The organism is Microbispora sp. NPDC004025 (assembly GCF_053604425.1).
In genome coordinates this window covers 213,009-227,573 of record NZ_JBSGHN010000004.1, presented here as the reverse complement: position 1 = coordinate 227,573, position 14,565 = coordinate 213,009, and the positions used below count along the sequence as shown (strand labels likewise).

At 71.6% G+C, this 14,565-nt stretch carries 14 protein-coding genes; 8 read left to right on the top strand and 6 right to left on the bottom strand.

Features of this window, described 5'->3' with window-relative positions; genetic code table 11:
• Positions 1-15 precede the first annotated feature (15 nt).
• Positions 16-2,526: a DUF6185 family protein gene (locus ACWEQG_RS12955; RefSeq protein WP_452284316.1), complete on the top strand. Its 2,511-nt coding sequence runs from the start codon at positions 16-18 to the stop codon at positions 2,524-2,526.
• Between the two features lie 61 nt (positions 2,527-2,587).
• Positions 2,588-2,692: an Atu4866 domain-containing protein gene (locus tag ACWEQG_RS12950; protein ID WP_452284314.1), complete on the top strand. Its 105-nt coding sequence runs from the start codon at positions 2,588-2,590 to the stop codon at positions 2,690-2,692.
• 41 nt (positions 2,693-2,733) lie between these two features.
• Here ACWEQG_RS12950 and ACWEQG_RS12945 read toward each other — a convergent pair whose 3' ends face one another.
• The 5 genes from ACWEQG_RS12945 to ACWEQG_RS12925 all read right to left on the bottom strand — a co-directional run bounded on the left by ACWEQG_RS12945 (position 2,734) and on the right by ACWEQG_RS12925 (position 7,890).
• Positions 2,734-4,878 carry a glycoside hydrolase family 6 protein gene (locus ACWEQG_RS12945; RefSeq protein ID WP_452284312.1) on the bottom strand — a complete coding sequence of 715 codons (2,145 nt, stop codon included), beginning with the start codon at positions 4,876-4,878 and terminating at the stop codon, positions 2,734-2,736.
• A gap of 222 nt (positions 4,879-5,100) precedes the next feature.
• Positions 5,101-6,066, bottom strand: coding sequence for a CU044_5270 family protein (locus ACWEQG_RS12940; protein ID WP_452284310.1), 966 nt, complete (start codon positions 6,064-6,066; stop codon positions 5,101-5,103).
• Positions 6,059-6,658: an RNA polymerase sigma factor gene (locus tag ACWEQG_RS12935; RefSeq protein WP_452284308.1), complete on the bottom strand. Its 600-nt coding sequence runs from the start codon at positions 6,656-6,658 to the stop codon at positions 6,059-6,061. The genes ACWEQG_RS12940 and ACWEQG_RS12935 overlap by 8 nt, the downstream gene beginning before the upstream one ends.
• Before the next feature lie 91 nt (positions 6,659-6,749).
• Positions 6,750-7,184: a nuclear transport factor 2 family protein gene (locus ACWEQG_RS12930; RefSeq protein WP_363463314.1), complete on the bottom strand. Its 435-nt coding sequence runs from the start codon at positions 7,182-7,184 to the stop codon at positions 6,750-6,752.
• A 142-nt stretch (positions 7,185-7,326) separates the two neighbouring features.
• Entirely contained in the window at positions 7,327-7,890 is a 564-nt protein-coding gene (locus tag ACWEQG_RS12925) for an ArsR/SmtB family transcription factor (RefSeq protein WP_363463312.1), read from the bottom strand.
• A gap of 79 nt (positions 7,891-7,969) precedes the next feature.
• Here ACWEQG_RS12925 and ACWEQG_RS12920 point away from each other — a divergent pair, with 79 nt between their 5' ends.
• Positions 7,970-9,394: an alpha/beta hydrolase gene (locus tag ACWEQG_RS12920; RefSeq protein ID WP_452284306.1), complete on the top strand. Its 1,425-nt coding sequence runs from the start codon at positions 7,970-7,972 to the stop codon at positions 9,392-9,394.
• On the opposite strand, the gene ACWEQG_RS12915 is transcribed toward ACWEQG_RS12920, so the two are convergent.
• Positions 9,370-9,969, bottom strand: a complete 600-nt coding sequence (locus ACWEQG_RS12915) for a TIGR03086 family metal-binding protein (RefSeq protein ID WP_452284304.1) — start codon at positions 9,967-9,969, stop codon at positions 9,370-9,372. The genes ACWEQG_RS12920 and ACWEQG_RS12915 overlap by 25 nt on opposite strands.
• A 74-nt stretch (positions 9,970-10,043) precedes the next feature.
• Here ACWEQG_RS12915 and ACWEQG_RS12910 point away from each other — a divergent pair, with 74 nt between their 5' ends.
• The 5 genes from ACWEQG_RS12910 to ACWEQG_RS12890 all read left to right on the top strand — a co-directional run bounded on the left by ACWEQG_RS12910 (position 10,044) and on the right by ACWEQG_RS12890 (position 14,561).
• Entirely contained in the window at positions 10,044-10,484 is a 441-nt protein-coding gene (locus tag ACWEQG_RS12910) for a MarR family winged helix-turn-helix transcriptional regulator (protein ID WP_452284302.1), read from the top strand.
• Between the two features lie 27 nt (positions 10,485-10,511).
• Positions 10,512-11,393: a GNAT family N-acetyltransferase gene (locus ACWEQG_RS12905; protein WP_452284300.1), complete on the top strand. Its 882-nt coding sequence runs from the start codon at positions 10,512-10,514 to the stop codon at positions 11,391-11,393.
• 56 nt (positions 11,394-11,449) lie between these two features.
• Positions 11,450-11,995, top strand: a complete 546-nt coding sequence (locus ACWEQG_RS12900; RefSeq protein WP_452284298.1) for a MaoC family dehydratase — start codon at positions 11,450-11,452, stop codon at positions 11,993-11,995.
• Between the two features lie 89 nt (positions 11,996-12,084).
• On the top strand, positions 12,085-13,344 hold the full coding sequence (locus ACWEQG_RS12895) for an acetyl-CoA hydrolase/transferase family protein (RefSeq protein ID WP_452284296.1): 1,260 nt from the start codon (positions 12,085-12,087) through the stop codon (positions 13,342-13,344).
• Positions 13,345-13,373: 29 nt separating this feature from the next.
• Complete coding sequence (locus ACWEQG_RS12890) at positions 13,374-14,561, top strand: acyl-CoA dehydrogenase family protein (RefSeq protein WP_452284294.1); 1,188 nt, start codon at positions 13,374-13,376, stop codon at positions 14,559-14,561.
• Positions 14,562-14,565: the final 4 nt, after the last annotated feature.

Here is a 14,565-nt window from a genome sequence, read left to right as displayed (position 1 = left end):
GTCGGGATCCTCGCTGTGGCGCCGCTCGTCGTGGCGGCGCTCGGTCTGCTGATCCCGGGCGCGGGTCCGGCGCTCGCGGACGGGGCGGCCTGCGGGTTCGGGCCTCCCCGCTCGGCGTGGGTGGAGACGTCCGTGACCATCACGGAACGCGGCCACGACACTCCCGTGCTGACGAGCACGACGCGGGTCGGCGTCCCCCGTGACTGGGCGGGGTCCGCCGCTCTGCTCGGCGACGGGAGCGGCGGCGTGAGCACGGTCGGCTGCCTGCTGCCGGACGGCGGCACGCCGAGCGTCACGACGTCGGACGACGGCGCCGAGGTGGTGGTCCAGAGCACGCAGGAGACCCGCCTGGAGCACTACGGCCCCCGTTGGGGCGGGGACTCCGCCGGGCTGTGGGCGAGCCGCGAGTCCGGCGGGACCTGGTTCGTCGCGCTGTTGCCCTCGACCGCGGGCGCGCCGCCGACCGTGGAGCTGCCGCCCGGGCTGGCCGGGGCGCGCTGGCGGACCGTGGTCGTCAAGATGCCGGAGTCCCGGGTGCGCACGGTGACGCCTCTGCCGTCGCAGGTGCTCCCCGGCGGCACCTACGTCTGGCGGGACGGCGCCACCCCGCCGCGCGTCGAGGTCGCCGTGCCGTTGTCCGCGCGGGCGGCGTTCCAGCGCTGGGTGGACCTGCGGGGGCAGAACGCGCTCACGGTCGCGACCTACCTGGCCTTCGCGCTGCCGTACCTGCTGCTGGCCTGGCTGCTCGTGCTGCTCCACAGGCGTGCGGGCGACCGGCGTGCGGGTGACCGGGGCTCGGGTGACCGGGGCGAGCGCGCCCTCGTCCGCCTCGTCCTCGGCGCCCTGGCGGCGATCACCGCGGCGGAGGCCATCACGGTCGTCCTCGTGCTCACCGAGGCGGGCTTCGCGGCCCACATGATCGGCCTGACGGACGGGGCGGCGATCGCGATCCTGGCGGCGCCGCTCTGCGCGGCCGCGTGGCGCTGGGCGCGCACGCGGATCAGGCGCGCCGGCCCGGCGCCCACCCGTTCCGCGCCCACCCGTTCCGCGCCCACCCGTTCGGAGCTCACCGCGTTCGGCGCGGTGGTGCTCGCGGGAGCGGTGCTCGTCGCCGTCTGCGGCTACGCGCCCCTGTCCATGCGGTACTTCCCCAACCCGGCGGAGCCCGCGGTGGTCGCGTCGGGCGTCGCGACGGCGCTGCTGCTCACCGCGGCGGCGTGGGCGGTCGCGGTCCGGGCCGCCCGGATCCCGGGCGGACGGACGCCCCGGGCCGTCCGCGTGCTGCTGCGCTGGAGCGTCCCGGGACTGGCGCTGCTGACTCTGGCGTTCGAGGCCCACGCGGTCGTCGTACGCGAGGGAAGCCTGCCGGAGGTGATCGAATCACCCTTCCTCCTGCTGCGAAGCGTCGCGTACCTGATGTGGCCGCTGGTGGTGCTCCTGCTTCTCCTGCTGCTGCGTCTGCACGGACGGCGTACGGAGACCGTCGGGCCGCTCACCACATGGCTCGTCGTCTTCCTGTTCGTCGTGGGCACGATCAGGTGGCCCGGCACGTACGCGGGGATGCCCGTCCCGCTCGCCGCGCTCGCCGGCCTGGCCGTGTTGCCCCTGCTGCTGCGGCTGACGCGACGGGCCGAGGCCGCGGACCCGGGCGTGTCGCGGCGACGGCTGGCAATGATCGTCGAGGAGTACCGGGACCTGGAGGCACGGGAGAAGGGCCTGCGGCGGCGCTGGGCGGCCGGCGACATGGACGACGACGCCTTCCACAGGGAGAACGGGCCGGTCGCCGACCGCATCCGCGGGCTCCGGATGGAGATCGGCCTCGATCCCGACAGGGAGGACGGGATCAGCCCGCTCGACCTGGCGCTGTCGCGCGGCCCGGGCGTGTCGTGGTGGGCCAACGCGCGGCTCGCCGCGCGGTACGCGTCCTACGTGGGCGCGCCCGCCGCCGTGTTCCTCATCTGGGCCACCTGGAGCACAGACAGCCGGGGGCGCGATGGCTGGCTCGACCGGCTCGGCGATCCGAACGGGTTCTACGGCCTGGCCGGCGACCTGATCGGCGGGTTGCTGATCTGGCCGGTGGCGGGCTTCGTGCTGGGCGCGCTGTGGCGTCGCCTGCCCGGCAGACGCGGCTACCTCAAGGGCGCCGTGCCGGTCCTCGCGTACGCCGCGGCGACGGGCGCGCACGCCGTGCTGAACAACGTCATCGGCCAGGCCCCCGTGCGCGGCTCGCTCGTGCGGGTGCTGCTGCTGTTCCTGGTGCTCACCGTCGTCGCCGTCCTCATGGACGCGCGGGCCCTCCAGACCCGCCCGGGTGGTCTCGCGTCGCGGCTCACCCCCGTGGCCGTCGTCTACCGGCTCGGTACGGCGGGCAGCGGGATCGCGCTCATCGTCGCGCAGGCGGCGGCCATCCTCGGCCTGTGGAGCCAGCTGAGGAACGGCATCGACATCACCTCACAGGTGGACACCTCCACCCAGGCGTCGCTCCCCGCCGACGCGCAGCTGCTCCAGGGACGAGCGGGCGATTAGCCGTCGATGTCGACGGAAGCCGCGAGGGACCCCAGCAACCCGCAACTTCTCTCGACGCAGCATGATCTACTACCGCGACGACAGCGGCTTCTCCGCCGACGGCGAGTTCCGCGACGGCGTCCTCTACCACGCGGGCATGGTCATGTACCGGCACCCGGCGGAGTGAGGGCGGCTCCGGCGCCCGGCGCCGGAGCCGCGACGCTCACCTCACAGTGCGGGGTAGGCGTTGTTCACCAGCATCACGAACTGCTCGTGGTGCCAGTCGCCGATCAGCGGCGCGTTGGGGAGGGCGCCGGTCGGCCGGATGCTGTCGGTCCAGGGCGTGAGGGAGCCGTTGGGGTCGCACCGGTGATCGATCAGCCGGTCCGAGCCCTCGGGCAGGAGCGGTCCGCCGACGCCGTCCGACTCGCCCGGCCGCTTGATCCACAGGTAGGCGTCGACGCCGGGAGCGGGCGCCGCGACCGGCCGGGTCCCCAGCCCCGCGCCCTTCTGGTTGCACTCGGCGCCCCGCGACGGACGCCGGTCGACGCGGCTCTGGTCCACGTACGTGTTGACGTCACTGGAGGTGCTCACGGCCGTCGGCCGGGCGGGCCCGCCCCAGCCGTTGCGGGAGGTGTCGACGACCACGCCGAGCGAGCCGGGGAAGCCCTTGGCGAGCAGTGCGGCGCGCATCGCGACGGCGTAGTCCCGTTCGTCCAGATAGGGGTTCCAGTCGATGAACCTGCTCTGGATGATCGGTTGGCCGCTCACGGTCTTGTACGGGTCGGTGAGGAACGGCTCCTCGAGAGGGATGTAGTCCCCGACGTTCGTGGCGATGCCGTCGAGGCTGCTGAGGCCCCGTGCCGTGCTGCGCACGGTCTCGGTGATGAGGGCCGTGAGCGCCGTGAAGTTCGTCTCCCAGCCGGCCCATCCCGCGCTGCCCGCGTCCAGGTACGTGTAGACGTTGGGCAGGGGCGCCAGCTTGTCGAGGGCGTACCGGATGCCCATCGTGTACACGCCCGACCCCGCCGCCTGGTTGCACGAGTAGCTGCTCGCGCCACCCACGATGAGGTCGATCAGGGCCCGCGGTTCGACGACGGCGGCGACGCGCAGGTTCCGGTACTCGGGCTTAGCCAGCAGGGCGGCGATGGCGTCGACGTACTCGGCCTTGTAGCGGTTGAGGCCGTTGTCCTGCTCGTGCAGCTCGGCGTCGGAGACCCGCGACCGGCAGTCGCGGTCGGGCAGGTTGTGGAGCACGAGCGTGACGTACCCGGCGCCCTGCTCGACGGCGGTGTCGAGGTGGTCCTTCAACGTACGGGTGACCCCGGAGCCGCCGGTGACGTCCGCGATCCGGTCCAGCCAGACCGCGGTGGGCGTCGTCTTCAGGCCGCGGATCTTCTGCGCGGTCGCGTCGTCCACCTTCACGGCGGAGGACTCGACGTCGGCCGCCCAGCCCGGGTCGACGTACCCCTTGACGCCGATGAACGGGTTGTCCACCGGCACGTCCGGGCTCGGATCGACGCTGGGACTGACGCTCGGGCTCGGCGACGGTCCGGCGGTGTCGTTGTCCTGCTCGGTCGCGGTCCACAGGACGGCGCTGGGGGCGGTGGCCTGACTGCTGCGCGTGTCGAAGGTGGCGCTGCCGTCCACCGCGTCGTCGTCCTCGGCGGCGGCCACGGTGAGAGGCTGCGGGACGTTCCAGTCGTCCGGGGTGAAGGACGGGCTGTTGACGACCGTCAGGTCCTTGTCACCGGACACGTTGGCGGTGCCGATGCGCACCGTTCCCTCGGGCCTGCGGCTGAGCCGCACCTGGACGCTCGCCGTGCCCCCCTCGGGCACGGTGACCGTCTTGGGCTCGATGACGATCCGCAGCGGGCCGGGCGACGGGCTCGCGCTGGCGGAGGGGCTCGGCGACGGGCTCGGCGAGGTGCCCGCCACCTGGCAGGGCACGCCGTTGACGGCGAAGTCCGTGGGCGTGGGGTTGCTCCCGGTCCAGGTGCCGTTGAAGCCGATCAGGAAGGAGCCGCCCGAGGCGACGGCCCGGTTCCACGGCTCGCTCTTGGCCGTGACCCGGGCGCCGGACTGGCTCCACTGGGCCGACCAGCCCTGAGAGACCCGCTGGGAGCCAGGGAAGGTGAAGGTCAGCGTCCAGTCCGTGAGCGGGTCGCCGCTGTTCTTCACGGAGACGGCGGCCGTGAAGCCGCCCGAACCCGTTCCCCACTGGGTGCTCGTGTAGGTCACCTGGCACGTGACCGCGGCGTCGGCGGACGTCGTGCCCAGGACCGGTCCCGCCACGGCCAGCGCCGCGGCGGGGACGACCGCCGCGGCGGCCGTCAGGATCCTGCGGACGGAACGATGGTGGCCGAAGGGCATAGGCGATCGTCTCCAGGGGCGTGGTGACAGGTTCCGGCATCCGGCGCCCGTTCCGGTTCACGCATGGGCGCCGATGCTCCCAGACTCGGCAATCGCCCGGCTCGTGTACATGAATCGCCGAAGTGGAAATGTCCCTTTCCGTGACAGAGCAGCGGGAACCGTAAGGCACCTCGCGAAACGTCGTACGGGATCCGCGGGCGGCGCCCGAACGCGGTGAAATATTCAGAGCCGCAGGCCGGGCCGGTCCACGATGCCGGAGGCGAGCAGGGCGGTCGCCCATACCGATCCCGCCCGGAACGCGGGCTCGGGATTTCCCCCTATGTACTGATCGCGCAGCCACACCATGCGGCTGCCGAGGTAGCGGTAGGTGCGGGGATCGAGGATGTGGTAGCTCAGGGTGCCCGGGTCGCCGCCCCAGTCGAAGCGAATTCCGAGGCCGCGCCGTCCGGCCGCGTCCGCGACGTCCTTGTCGACCACGACACGGGGGATCTGCATCAGCGCCCGGAACATCGCGCCCTCCAGCTTCGGCGGCATGACCACGTGCCGTTCGAGGTACAGGAAGATCACGCGAAAGGCCCGCGCGTCCGGGGGCTCGACGTTCTTCTTCACGCCCTCCTCGACCGGCAGGTCGATCCAGTGCCGGTCGCCGCTGACGTGGGCCAGCAGGTGGTCCGGGTCCGTGGGGAGCCGGCGCAGCTTCGCGTCGTACTGCTGGGGGGACAGGTCGTCGTCGCCGGGGTCCGGCGGCACGTCTCTGACGTGCATCCGGCCGTCCTCTCCGTAGCCGGCGGTCTGCTTCCCGTCGTAGCGGAACCAGCCTTCGCGCGTCGTGCCGGAATCGTCGTTGGCCTGCTTGTCCAGCGTCCTGGTGTAGTGCCACTGGTCCGGTCGCGGGACGGCCGGCCGCGGCCGCGACTCGGCGACCTCGGCCGCCTGCCGCAGCACGGTCGCGGAGTCGAGTCGTACGGTCGCCGGCGGCGCGACGCCGCCGGGCTCGTGCGGCCGGGTCCCGATCACCACGGAGGCCGCACCGCCGAGGGCCCCGGCGAGCAGCAGCCTGCGGCCGAACCGGGGGAGATGCCGGGCGCGGACACGGCGCAGCAGCCGCGCCCTGGCCGGGACCAGCCACTCCGGGCCCGGGTCCGGCACCTCGGCGCGCATCTCACGGAGCAGTCGCAGGTCATCCATGGGAAGGCTCCTCACTCGTCGCGCTGGGGTCGTCGCCGCCGAGCGCCGCGCGGGTCTTCGCCCGCGCCCGGTGTAATCGCGATCGCACGGTCCCCACCGGTATGTCCAGGGCCGTGGCGACCTCCTCGTAGGTGAGGTCGGCCCATGCGACCAGCAGCAGCACGTCGCGGTCGCCCGCCGACAGCCCGGCCAGCGCCTTCGCCAGGCCGCGCTGCGCGCTCTGCGCGGACACCCGCTGCTCCACGCGGTCGGCGTACGGCTCGGCGACCTCGTCCACCCCGGTCCTCGCCAGCGCCCGGTAGAACCGGACCTCGGTACGGCGGTGCCGCCCGATGAGGTTCGCGGCGATGCCGTACAGCCATGGGCGCGCGTCCGGCTGGGCCGGGTCGTAGTGCTCGCGCTTGCGGAAGGCGGCCAGGAACGTGTCGGAGACGACGTCGTCGGCGAGGGACGCGCCCAAACGGCGGGCGACGTACCGGTGCAGAGCGGAGGCGTGCCGGTCGAACAGGTCCGCGAAGGCCTCGGGGTCGCGCCGGGACCGCTGGATCAGCTCGGCGTCGTCGGCGCGATCGGGCGGTGCTTCGGGGATCACGTGGGGGCTCCATCCATCCGGCTACCCGCTTTCACCCGACGAAGGGAAAAGGGTTCGCGGACGGTCGGCGCCTTTCCCGCGCGAAGGCCGGTTACGGGTGGTCGCTGAAACAGAGGCAGCCGCCGATCTGGGCCGCCACTTCCAACTGGTCGTAGAAGAGCCGATGACTGAGGATCAGTCCGTTCTCCACCGTGGAGAAGCTGCACGAGCGCAGGAGGATGGACCGCCCGGTCGCCTCGAGAACGTCCCCGCCCGGCATGAGGAGCGGCCCCTTGTGGGTGCCGCTGATCGTGAACTCCGCCGCCACGGTGTCTCCGAACATGGTCACCGACTGCGGCGTGATCACCATGTTGGGGTACGCCTCCATCCATTGGCCGTAGTAGGAGGTGATCTCCTCCCTGTTCTCGGCGACGCCGTCCGGGGACACCAGAACGGCCCGCTCGTCGAAGCACTGCGCCAGGGCGTCGAGGTCATGGCGGTTGATGGCCTGTCTGAGCTTGTCCACGGCACGGAGCACTTCGGACATCGGACGTTCCCTTCCCCCGACGAGAGCGGCCGTATGGTGCGTCCGCACCGTGACCGGCATGGCAGCGTCCCGGACATGGGCGGCACTTTCACGATAACCCAGCTCAAACAGCTCTCAGCGGGTCGTGTGAGCCGGTCGGAACTCAGGACTCGTCGGCGGGAAGGGCGAACATGCGGATGTACAGGGGCCGCGCGCCCGGCGGCGCGTCCTGAGCCCGGTGGCTGTACTTGAGCAACAGCGCGATGTAGGCGTCGTGAAACTCGGCGAGCTCCTCCTTCGTCATCCGGCCGAGACCGCGGGAGCCCTTGGCCCAGTCGGGATCGCGCCGGTAGGCCTCGGGGAAGCGCTCCAGAAGCGCCCGGTCCTCCTCGAAACCGATGCGGTGGAACTCCTCCAGCACCGGGCGGTCCTCGGGTGCGAGCTGCGCGGGGAGCGGCGCGCGCATGTCGCGGGGACTCTCGGTCCTGCGCCACCAGCGTTCCCGGCCGCCCGAGCGCTCGGGGATCTCCTCGATGAAGCCGTATTTCTCGAGCTGGCGCAGGTGATAGCTGGTCGTGCCGGTCTTCGCGCCGAGCAACTCGCCGATCGTCGTGGAGGTCGCGGGCCCGTGGATGTTGAGGTGGCGCAGGATGAGCCGCCGCATGGGGTGGGACAGCGCCTTGAGGCGGGCCGGGTCGTCGAGCAGGAACGGCTCCTCATCCTTCATGCGGATGAGCCTAGTCCTCCAGAACGATATCTGCAGAGATGTCTTTGCCGACAACTCTCTGCAGACTAACTTCGGCAGTATGCGTCGAATCGCCCTGGCCATCGGCCTCGCCCTCGCCTTGGTGGCGGCCCCCGCAGCGGCCGCCGCCCCACCGCCCCCCGCCGCAGGAGAGGTCGCCGTTCCCGCCGGCTTGACCGGAAGGGAGGTGAGTTTCCCCGGGAACGGCGGCCTCACCCTGCACGGCACCGTGTTGTCGCCGGCGAAGGCGGCACCCGGGCGCCCTGGCATGGTGCTCGTCCACGGGGCGGGCACCGGCACGCCGCGCGCCAAGCTCATGGGCGAAGCCGTGGAGTTCGCCCGCAGAGGCATGTCCGTGCTCGTCTACGACAAGAGATCGGAGGGCTACTCGCTCTTCCACCGGTCGTACGCGCAACTGGCCGGCGACGCGCTCGGGGCGGTGGCCGCGCTGCGGTCGCAGCCGGGCGTGGATCCGGCGAAGGTGGGCGTCTGGGGCCTGAGTGAGGGCGGCTGGGTCGCGCCCCTCGCGGCCGCTCGCTCGCGTGACGTCGCCTTCGTCGTGGTCGTCGGCGCCAACGCCCTCCCTCCGCTGCGGCAGCAGACCTGGGCCACAGCCGCGGGCCTGCGCAAGGCGGGGGTGGCGGGATCGCTGGTGGACCGGGCCGAGCCGAACCTCTACCGGGTGATCGCGGACGGCGGCATGTTCCCCGAGCCCTGGTACGACCCCCTGCCGACCCTCGCCGCGGTGCGTCAGCCGGTGCTTGCCGTCTGGGGTGTGCACGACCTGCTGACGCCGCCGCAGGAGACACCGCCGATCTTCGCGCGGGCGCTGCAGGAGGGCGGCAACCGGCACTACACGTTCCGGTTCTACGCGGGGGCGGACCACGCCGCCCACCTCACGCCCGACGGCGGCGTCACCCGGCTGCCCGCCCTCGCTCCCGGGTACGCCGACCTGGTCGGCTCCTGGGTCCGCGAGGTCGTCTCGGGACGGCCGCCGCTGACGAGCACCTCGGGCCCCGCTCCCGAGCAGGCGACGCCGACCGTGCCGGTGGAGCGGCCGGCGCCGTGGGAGTCGGCCCCGGTGCAGGGGGCCATGCTGCTGCTGCTGATCGTCGCGTTCGCCGCCTACCCCGTGACCGCCCTCGTCCGCCGGCTGCGCGGGCGGTCCCGTACGGTCCTGCCCACGGCGCCGCGCGTGCTCAGCGCCGCCGGGCTGGTGGCGGTGCTCGGGTCGTTCACCTTCCTCTTCTACCTGCTCATGACCGGAGGCAAGCTGGCCGCGCCGGGTCCGGTGCTGCTCGGCCGCCCCGTCATCTGGCTGGCTCTGCAGGCCCTGGCGCTCACAGCGGTGGCCGCATCCGTACGGACGGTCCCGGCATGGCGGCGGGCCGGGACGAGGGGCGAGCGGGCCCGTCTCGGGCTCCTGCTCGCCGGCGGTGCCGTGTTCCTCCCGTGGTCCCTCTACTGGGGCCTGCTGCTCCCGTGAGCAGGGTCGCGGCCGAGGCGGGCGAGGACCTGGCCGAAGCGGGAGGTCCCCGGCGCGGCGGGCAGTCCCGGCGCGAACGCGGCGCCGGGCCGAAGGCGGTAGTCGCCGTCCGGCACCATCAGGGCGATCGGCCATGCGGCCTCGGCCAGGTCCGGGTCGGGGTCGTAGGCGATCCCGAGCGCGCGGGCGACGTCCCACCCGTGGACCAGGTAATCGATGAAGTGGAAGCCGATCGCCTGCACGGCCGGAAACGGCGCGTCCACTCCCAGTTCCGGCAGGACGAACCCGCGGTCCAGCACCCCTTGGGCCGCGAACGCGGCCGTGACGCGCTCGGCCGCCGCGGCGTAGGCCCAGACGGGGTCGGGGGCGGGCGGCGCCCGCCAGGCGTCGGGATCGGCTCCGCGGCCCTCCGCCGCGGCGGCGAAGCCGTGGTGCTGGGCGGTCATGTGCGCGAGCAGGTCGGCCAGGTTCCAGTCCGCGCAGGGTGTCGGGCGTCCCAGGTCGCCCGGACGCACCTCGGCGACCATCTCGACGCTCGCCCGCACGGCGCGGCGGTCCAGTGGCCGGATGTCCATCTCTTCTCCAGTCGGTAAGCTACCGCAGATAATATGCACATGCTTATGGGCTGTCGATCCCTAAGCTGTGGGGCATGCCCGACCGTCCCGATCTCGCCGCGATGACAGTCCCGCTCACCAGGGCGCTGATCGCCGCCGAGACGCCGATCCTGCGCGAGCACGGCCTGTCCATGTGGGCGTACGCCGTGCTCCTGGGCCTGGACGATCGGCCGGTGCGCACGCAGGCCGCGCTGGCGGAGTCCATCGGCGCGGACAAGACGCGCATCATCCGCGTCCTGGACGACCTCCAGCGCAGGGGGTTGATCGAGCGCAGCCCGGATCCGGCCGACCGCCGTGTCCGGCTCCTGTCCATCACGCCCGAGGGCCGTCGCGTGCGGGACGGCGCTCAGGCGGGCATCCGCCGGATGGAGGAAGCGCTGCTCGCCCGGCTGCCGGACGAGGACAGGGAGGGGTTCCTGCGAGCGCTGCGGGTCCTGTCGGCCCAGGCCCCACAGGTAAATCCCATTGATCCGTGAGCGGGCCGATGGTTACGGTATGCGCCCGTGTCTGTTCATCTGACCCATCTGGTCGATCCTCATCCCGGCGCGTCGAGTCAGCGGCTGGCCTGGCTGGCCTCCCGGTCCGACGGCGTACCCGCCGGATCGGCGTACCTGCGCCTGTCCACCGCGGCGGGGCGCGGGCATCTCGCCGAGCTCGACCTGCACGTCCACCCGGCCGAGCGCCGTGCCGGGGTGGGGTCGCGCCTGCTCGCCGCGGCCCTGGCGGCGGCGCGTGAGGAGGGCCGGCAGTGTGTCACCGCGGAGGTGGATGCCGGCGCTCCCGGGGAGGCGTTCCTGGCCGCGCGGGGGTTCCGCGCGGCGCTGGGCCTGACGTTCGCCCGCCTGGCACTGGCCGGTGCCGACCACGCCGTCCTCGCCGCGGCCCTCGCGGAGCCGCACCCCGGATATCGGCTGGTCTCCTGGGAGGGCGTCGTCCCGGACGACCTGGCCGAGACCTTCGCCGCGTCCCGCCGCGCGATGGACGACATGCCGATGGACGGCCTCGACTACCGGCCGGCGCCCTGGGACGTCGCCCGGGTCCGGGCCGCCGCGGAGGCGGTCGCGCGGCGCGGCGACCTCCTGCACACCGTCGCGGCCGTCGACGAGGGCGCCGGGACGATCGTGGGCTTCACCGAGCTGGTGGTTCCCGGCGACGGGACGGGCGACGGGCAGCACTACGGCACCGGAGTCCTTCCCGAGCACCGTGGGCGCGGCCTCGGCCGCTGGATGAAGGCCGAGACGATCCGGCTGGTCCGGGAACGCCACCCGGACCTCGGCGGGCTGCTCGCCGACACCGCCGACGGCAACACGTACATGCGGGGCATCAACGACGCGCTCGGCTACGTGCCGACGCACCGGACCGTCCACTACCGGTTCGACCTCTAGGTCGTTCTGACCTGGGTGGCAGACTGGGAAGGAAGCCGACCGAAGAGGAGGTCGAGATGACCACCGAATCGGCAGAACGGGTCTCGTGGCCGGGCCGTTACTTTGAGGACTTCTCAGTGGGTGACGTTTACCGGCATCCGCTGGGGCGAACGGTGACCGCCACGGACAACGTATGGCAGGCCCTCCTGACACAGAACACCATGCCGGTGCACTTCGATGCGCACTATGCGGCCCAGACCGAGTTCGGCCGGCGACTGGTGGACTCGACGTTCACGTTGGCTCTGGTCACCGGTCAGAGCGTCACGGACGTCTCACAACACGTGATGGCGAACCTCGGTTGGGACAAGGTGCGGCTGCCGAACCCGGTGTTCGAGGGCGACACGATCTACTCGCAGTCGGAGGTGCTGTCCGTCCGGGAGTCGCGCTCGCGCCACAACGTGGGCATCGTGACGGTCCGCACCATCGGCTTCAACCAGCGTGGTGAGATCGTCATCATCTTCGAGCGCACCATGATGATCTACCGACGGGGGTACGGGCCCGAGGTGACCGCCGTGCGGCCGGTGTGGGACGAGCGAGCACAGCGGGCGGTGCGCGGGCCATGAGAGCCGGATCGTGGCTCTTCACGCCTGGTGACCGCCCCGATCGGTTCGGCACGCGGCGAGACAGCGGCCGCGGTCCACCAGGAGGTGTCATGAACGCACCGACCGACGTGCTGGACCTGGTACGAGACGGCGCGGACCTGATCGTGCCGACCCACAACGGCGAACCGCACACTGTCATCGATGCTCTTGAGGCCCACGCCGACCGGTTGACCGGTGTTCGGATCCATCAGATGGATCCCGCCCGCGAACGCTCCTATATCAACGGCAAATACCCGGGGCAGCTGACCCATGTCAGCTACTACCTGGGGCCGGGATGCCGGCAGGCGTACTGGAACGGCACGTGTGAGCTCGTCCCGGCGCACTTCAGCGAGGTGCCCCTGCTGCTCCGCGAGTACACCCGGCACTCCCTGGTCCTGGCCGCGTCGACCATGCCCGACGAGCACGGCTACTTCAGCCTGGGCACCAATGCCGACTACGTGGCCGCGTTCATCGGTGAGGTGCCGTTCTTCCTGGAGGCCAACCCGCGAATGCCGCGCACTTTCGGACAGAACCAGATCCACGTCAGCCAGGTCGCCGGCTGGTGCGTCGCCGACTACCCCCTGCGGGAGACGATGCCGGCCGTACCCGACGATCGGGACACGCGCATCGCGGAACTGGTCGCCGAGCGCGTGCCGAACGGGGCATGCCTGCAGATCGGCGTCGGCCGCATCCCCAACGCCCTGCTGGCCGAGCTGGCGGGGCACCGCGATCTGGGCGTGCACACCGAGGCGATGTCCGACGGCGTCATGCACCTGGCGGAACAAGGCGTCGTCACCGGCGCGCGCAAGAAGCACCAACGCGACAAGAATGTCGCCACCTTCTGCATCGGCACCCGGAGTTTCTTCGACTGGCTCGACGGCAACGCGTCGGTGGCCATGCTGCCGGTCAACTGGGTCAACGACCCACGAGTGGTGGCCCGCGAACCCGCCATGATGTCGATCAACGCCACCAGTGAGATCGACCTCATGGGCCAGGCGGCCAGCGAGACCATCGCGGGTCGTTACTGGTCGGGCTCGGGAGGGCAGGCCGACTTCGCCCGCGGCGCCATGTACTCCGACGGCGGGCAGGCGTTCCTTGTCACCCATGCGGCCACCAGCGACGGCACCAGCAGAATCAAGGTCCAGCTCGGCCGCGCCACCCCGGTCACCACGTTGAAGAACACCATCGACCACGTCGTCACCGAGTACGGCATCGCGGAGCTGAGGGGCCGCAGCATCTCCCAGCGTGCGGCCGCGCTGATCGCCATAGCGCACCCCGATCACCGCGACCGGCTCACCTATGAGGCCCGCCACGCCGGGTTGTTGCATTGAACGCGTCCACAGTGAGGAGTGGACCGGGCATGAACGACATCGCCATTCACGACAGCGACGCCGCCCACCAGCGGCTGTCCGCGGAGGTGCGCGAACTCTGCGGGCGTTTCGGCGACGAGTACTGGCGCGCCCGCGACCGCGAGCGGGCCTATCCGGAGGAGTTCGTACGCGCCCTCACCGAGGCCGGGTACCTGTCGGTCCTCATCCCGAAGGAGTACGGCGGGCTGGGGATGGGGGTCACTGAGGGAAGCATCATCCTGCAGGAAATCAACCGTTCCGGCGGGCACTCTGCCGCCTGCCACGCCCAGATGTACACCATGGCACCGTTGCTACGGCACGGCAGCGAGGAGCAGAGACGGCGCTATCTGCCCGAGATCGCGGCCGGGGGGCTGCGGCTGCAGGCATTCTCCATCACCGAGCCCGAGGCCGGATCCAACACCACCCGGATCCAGACCATGGCGGTGCGCGACGGCGAGGACTACGTGGTGACCGGCCACAAGAACTGGACAAGCCGGATCGCCCAGTCGGACCTTCTGATGCTGCTGGCCCGCACTCGTCCGCTGGCGGAGGACCCCGCTGAACGGACCGAGGGCATCGGTCTCTTTCTCGTCGACCTGCGTCGGGTCCGTGAGAAGCAGCCCGCCACGCTGGTCGTCGAACCGGTCCGCACCATGTTCAACTACGCCACCAACCAGGTCTGGTACAAGGGTATGCGGATCCCCGCCGACAGCCTGATCGGCGAGGAGGGGCATGGATTCCGCTATGTCATCGACGGCTGGAACGCCGAACGCATCCTGCTGGCCTCCGAGGCCATCGGCGACGGGTACTGGTTCCTCGACCGGGCGGTCGCGTACGCCAGGGAGCGTGACGTCTTCGGTCACCCCATCGGGGCCGACCAGGGCGTGCAGTTCCCGTTGGCCCGCGCCTACACCCAGGTCGCCGCTGCGGACCAGATGCGCACCCGCGCAGCCGCCCTGTTCGACAGCGGGCAGCACAGCGGAGCTGAGGCGAACACGGCCAAGTTCCTGGCGAGTGAGGCCAGCTGGCAGGCGGCCAACGTCTGCCTGGACATCCACGGCGGCAACGGGTTCGTGGACACCTGGGACGTCGAGCGGAAGTTCCGCGAGACCCGCCTCTACCAGGTCGCCCCTGTCAACAACAACCTGGTCTTGGCCTTCATCGGACAGCATGTCCTCGGACTGCCCCGCTCCTACTGAACGA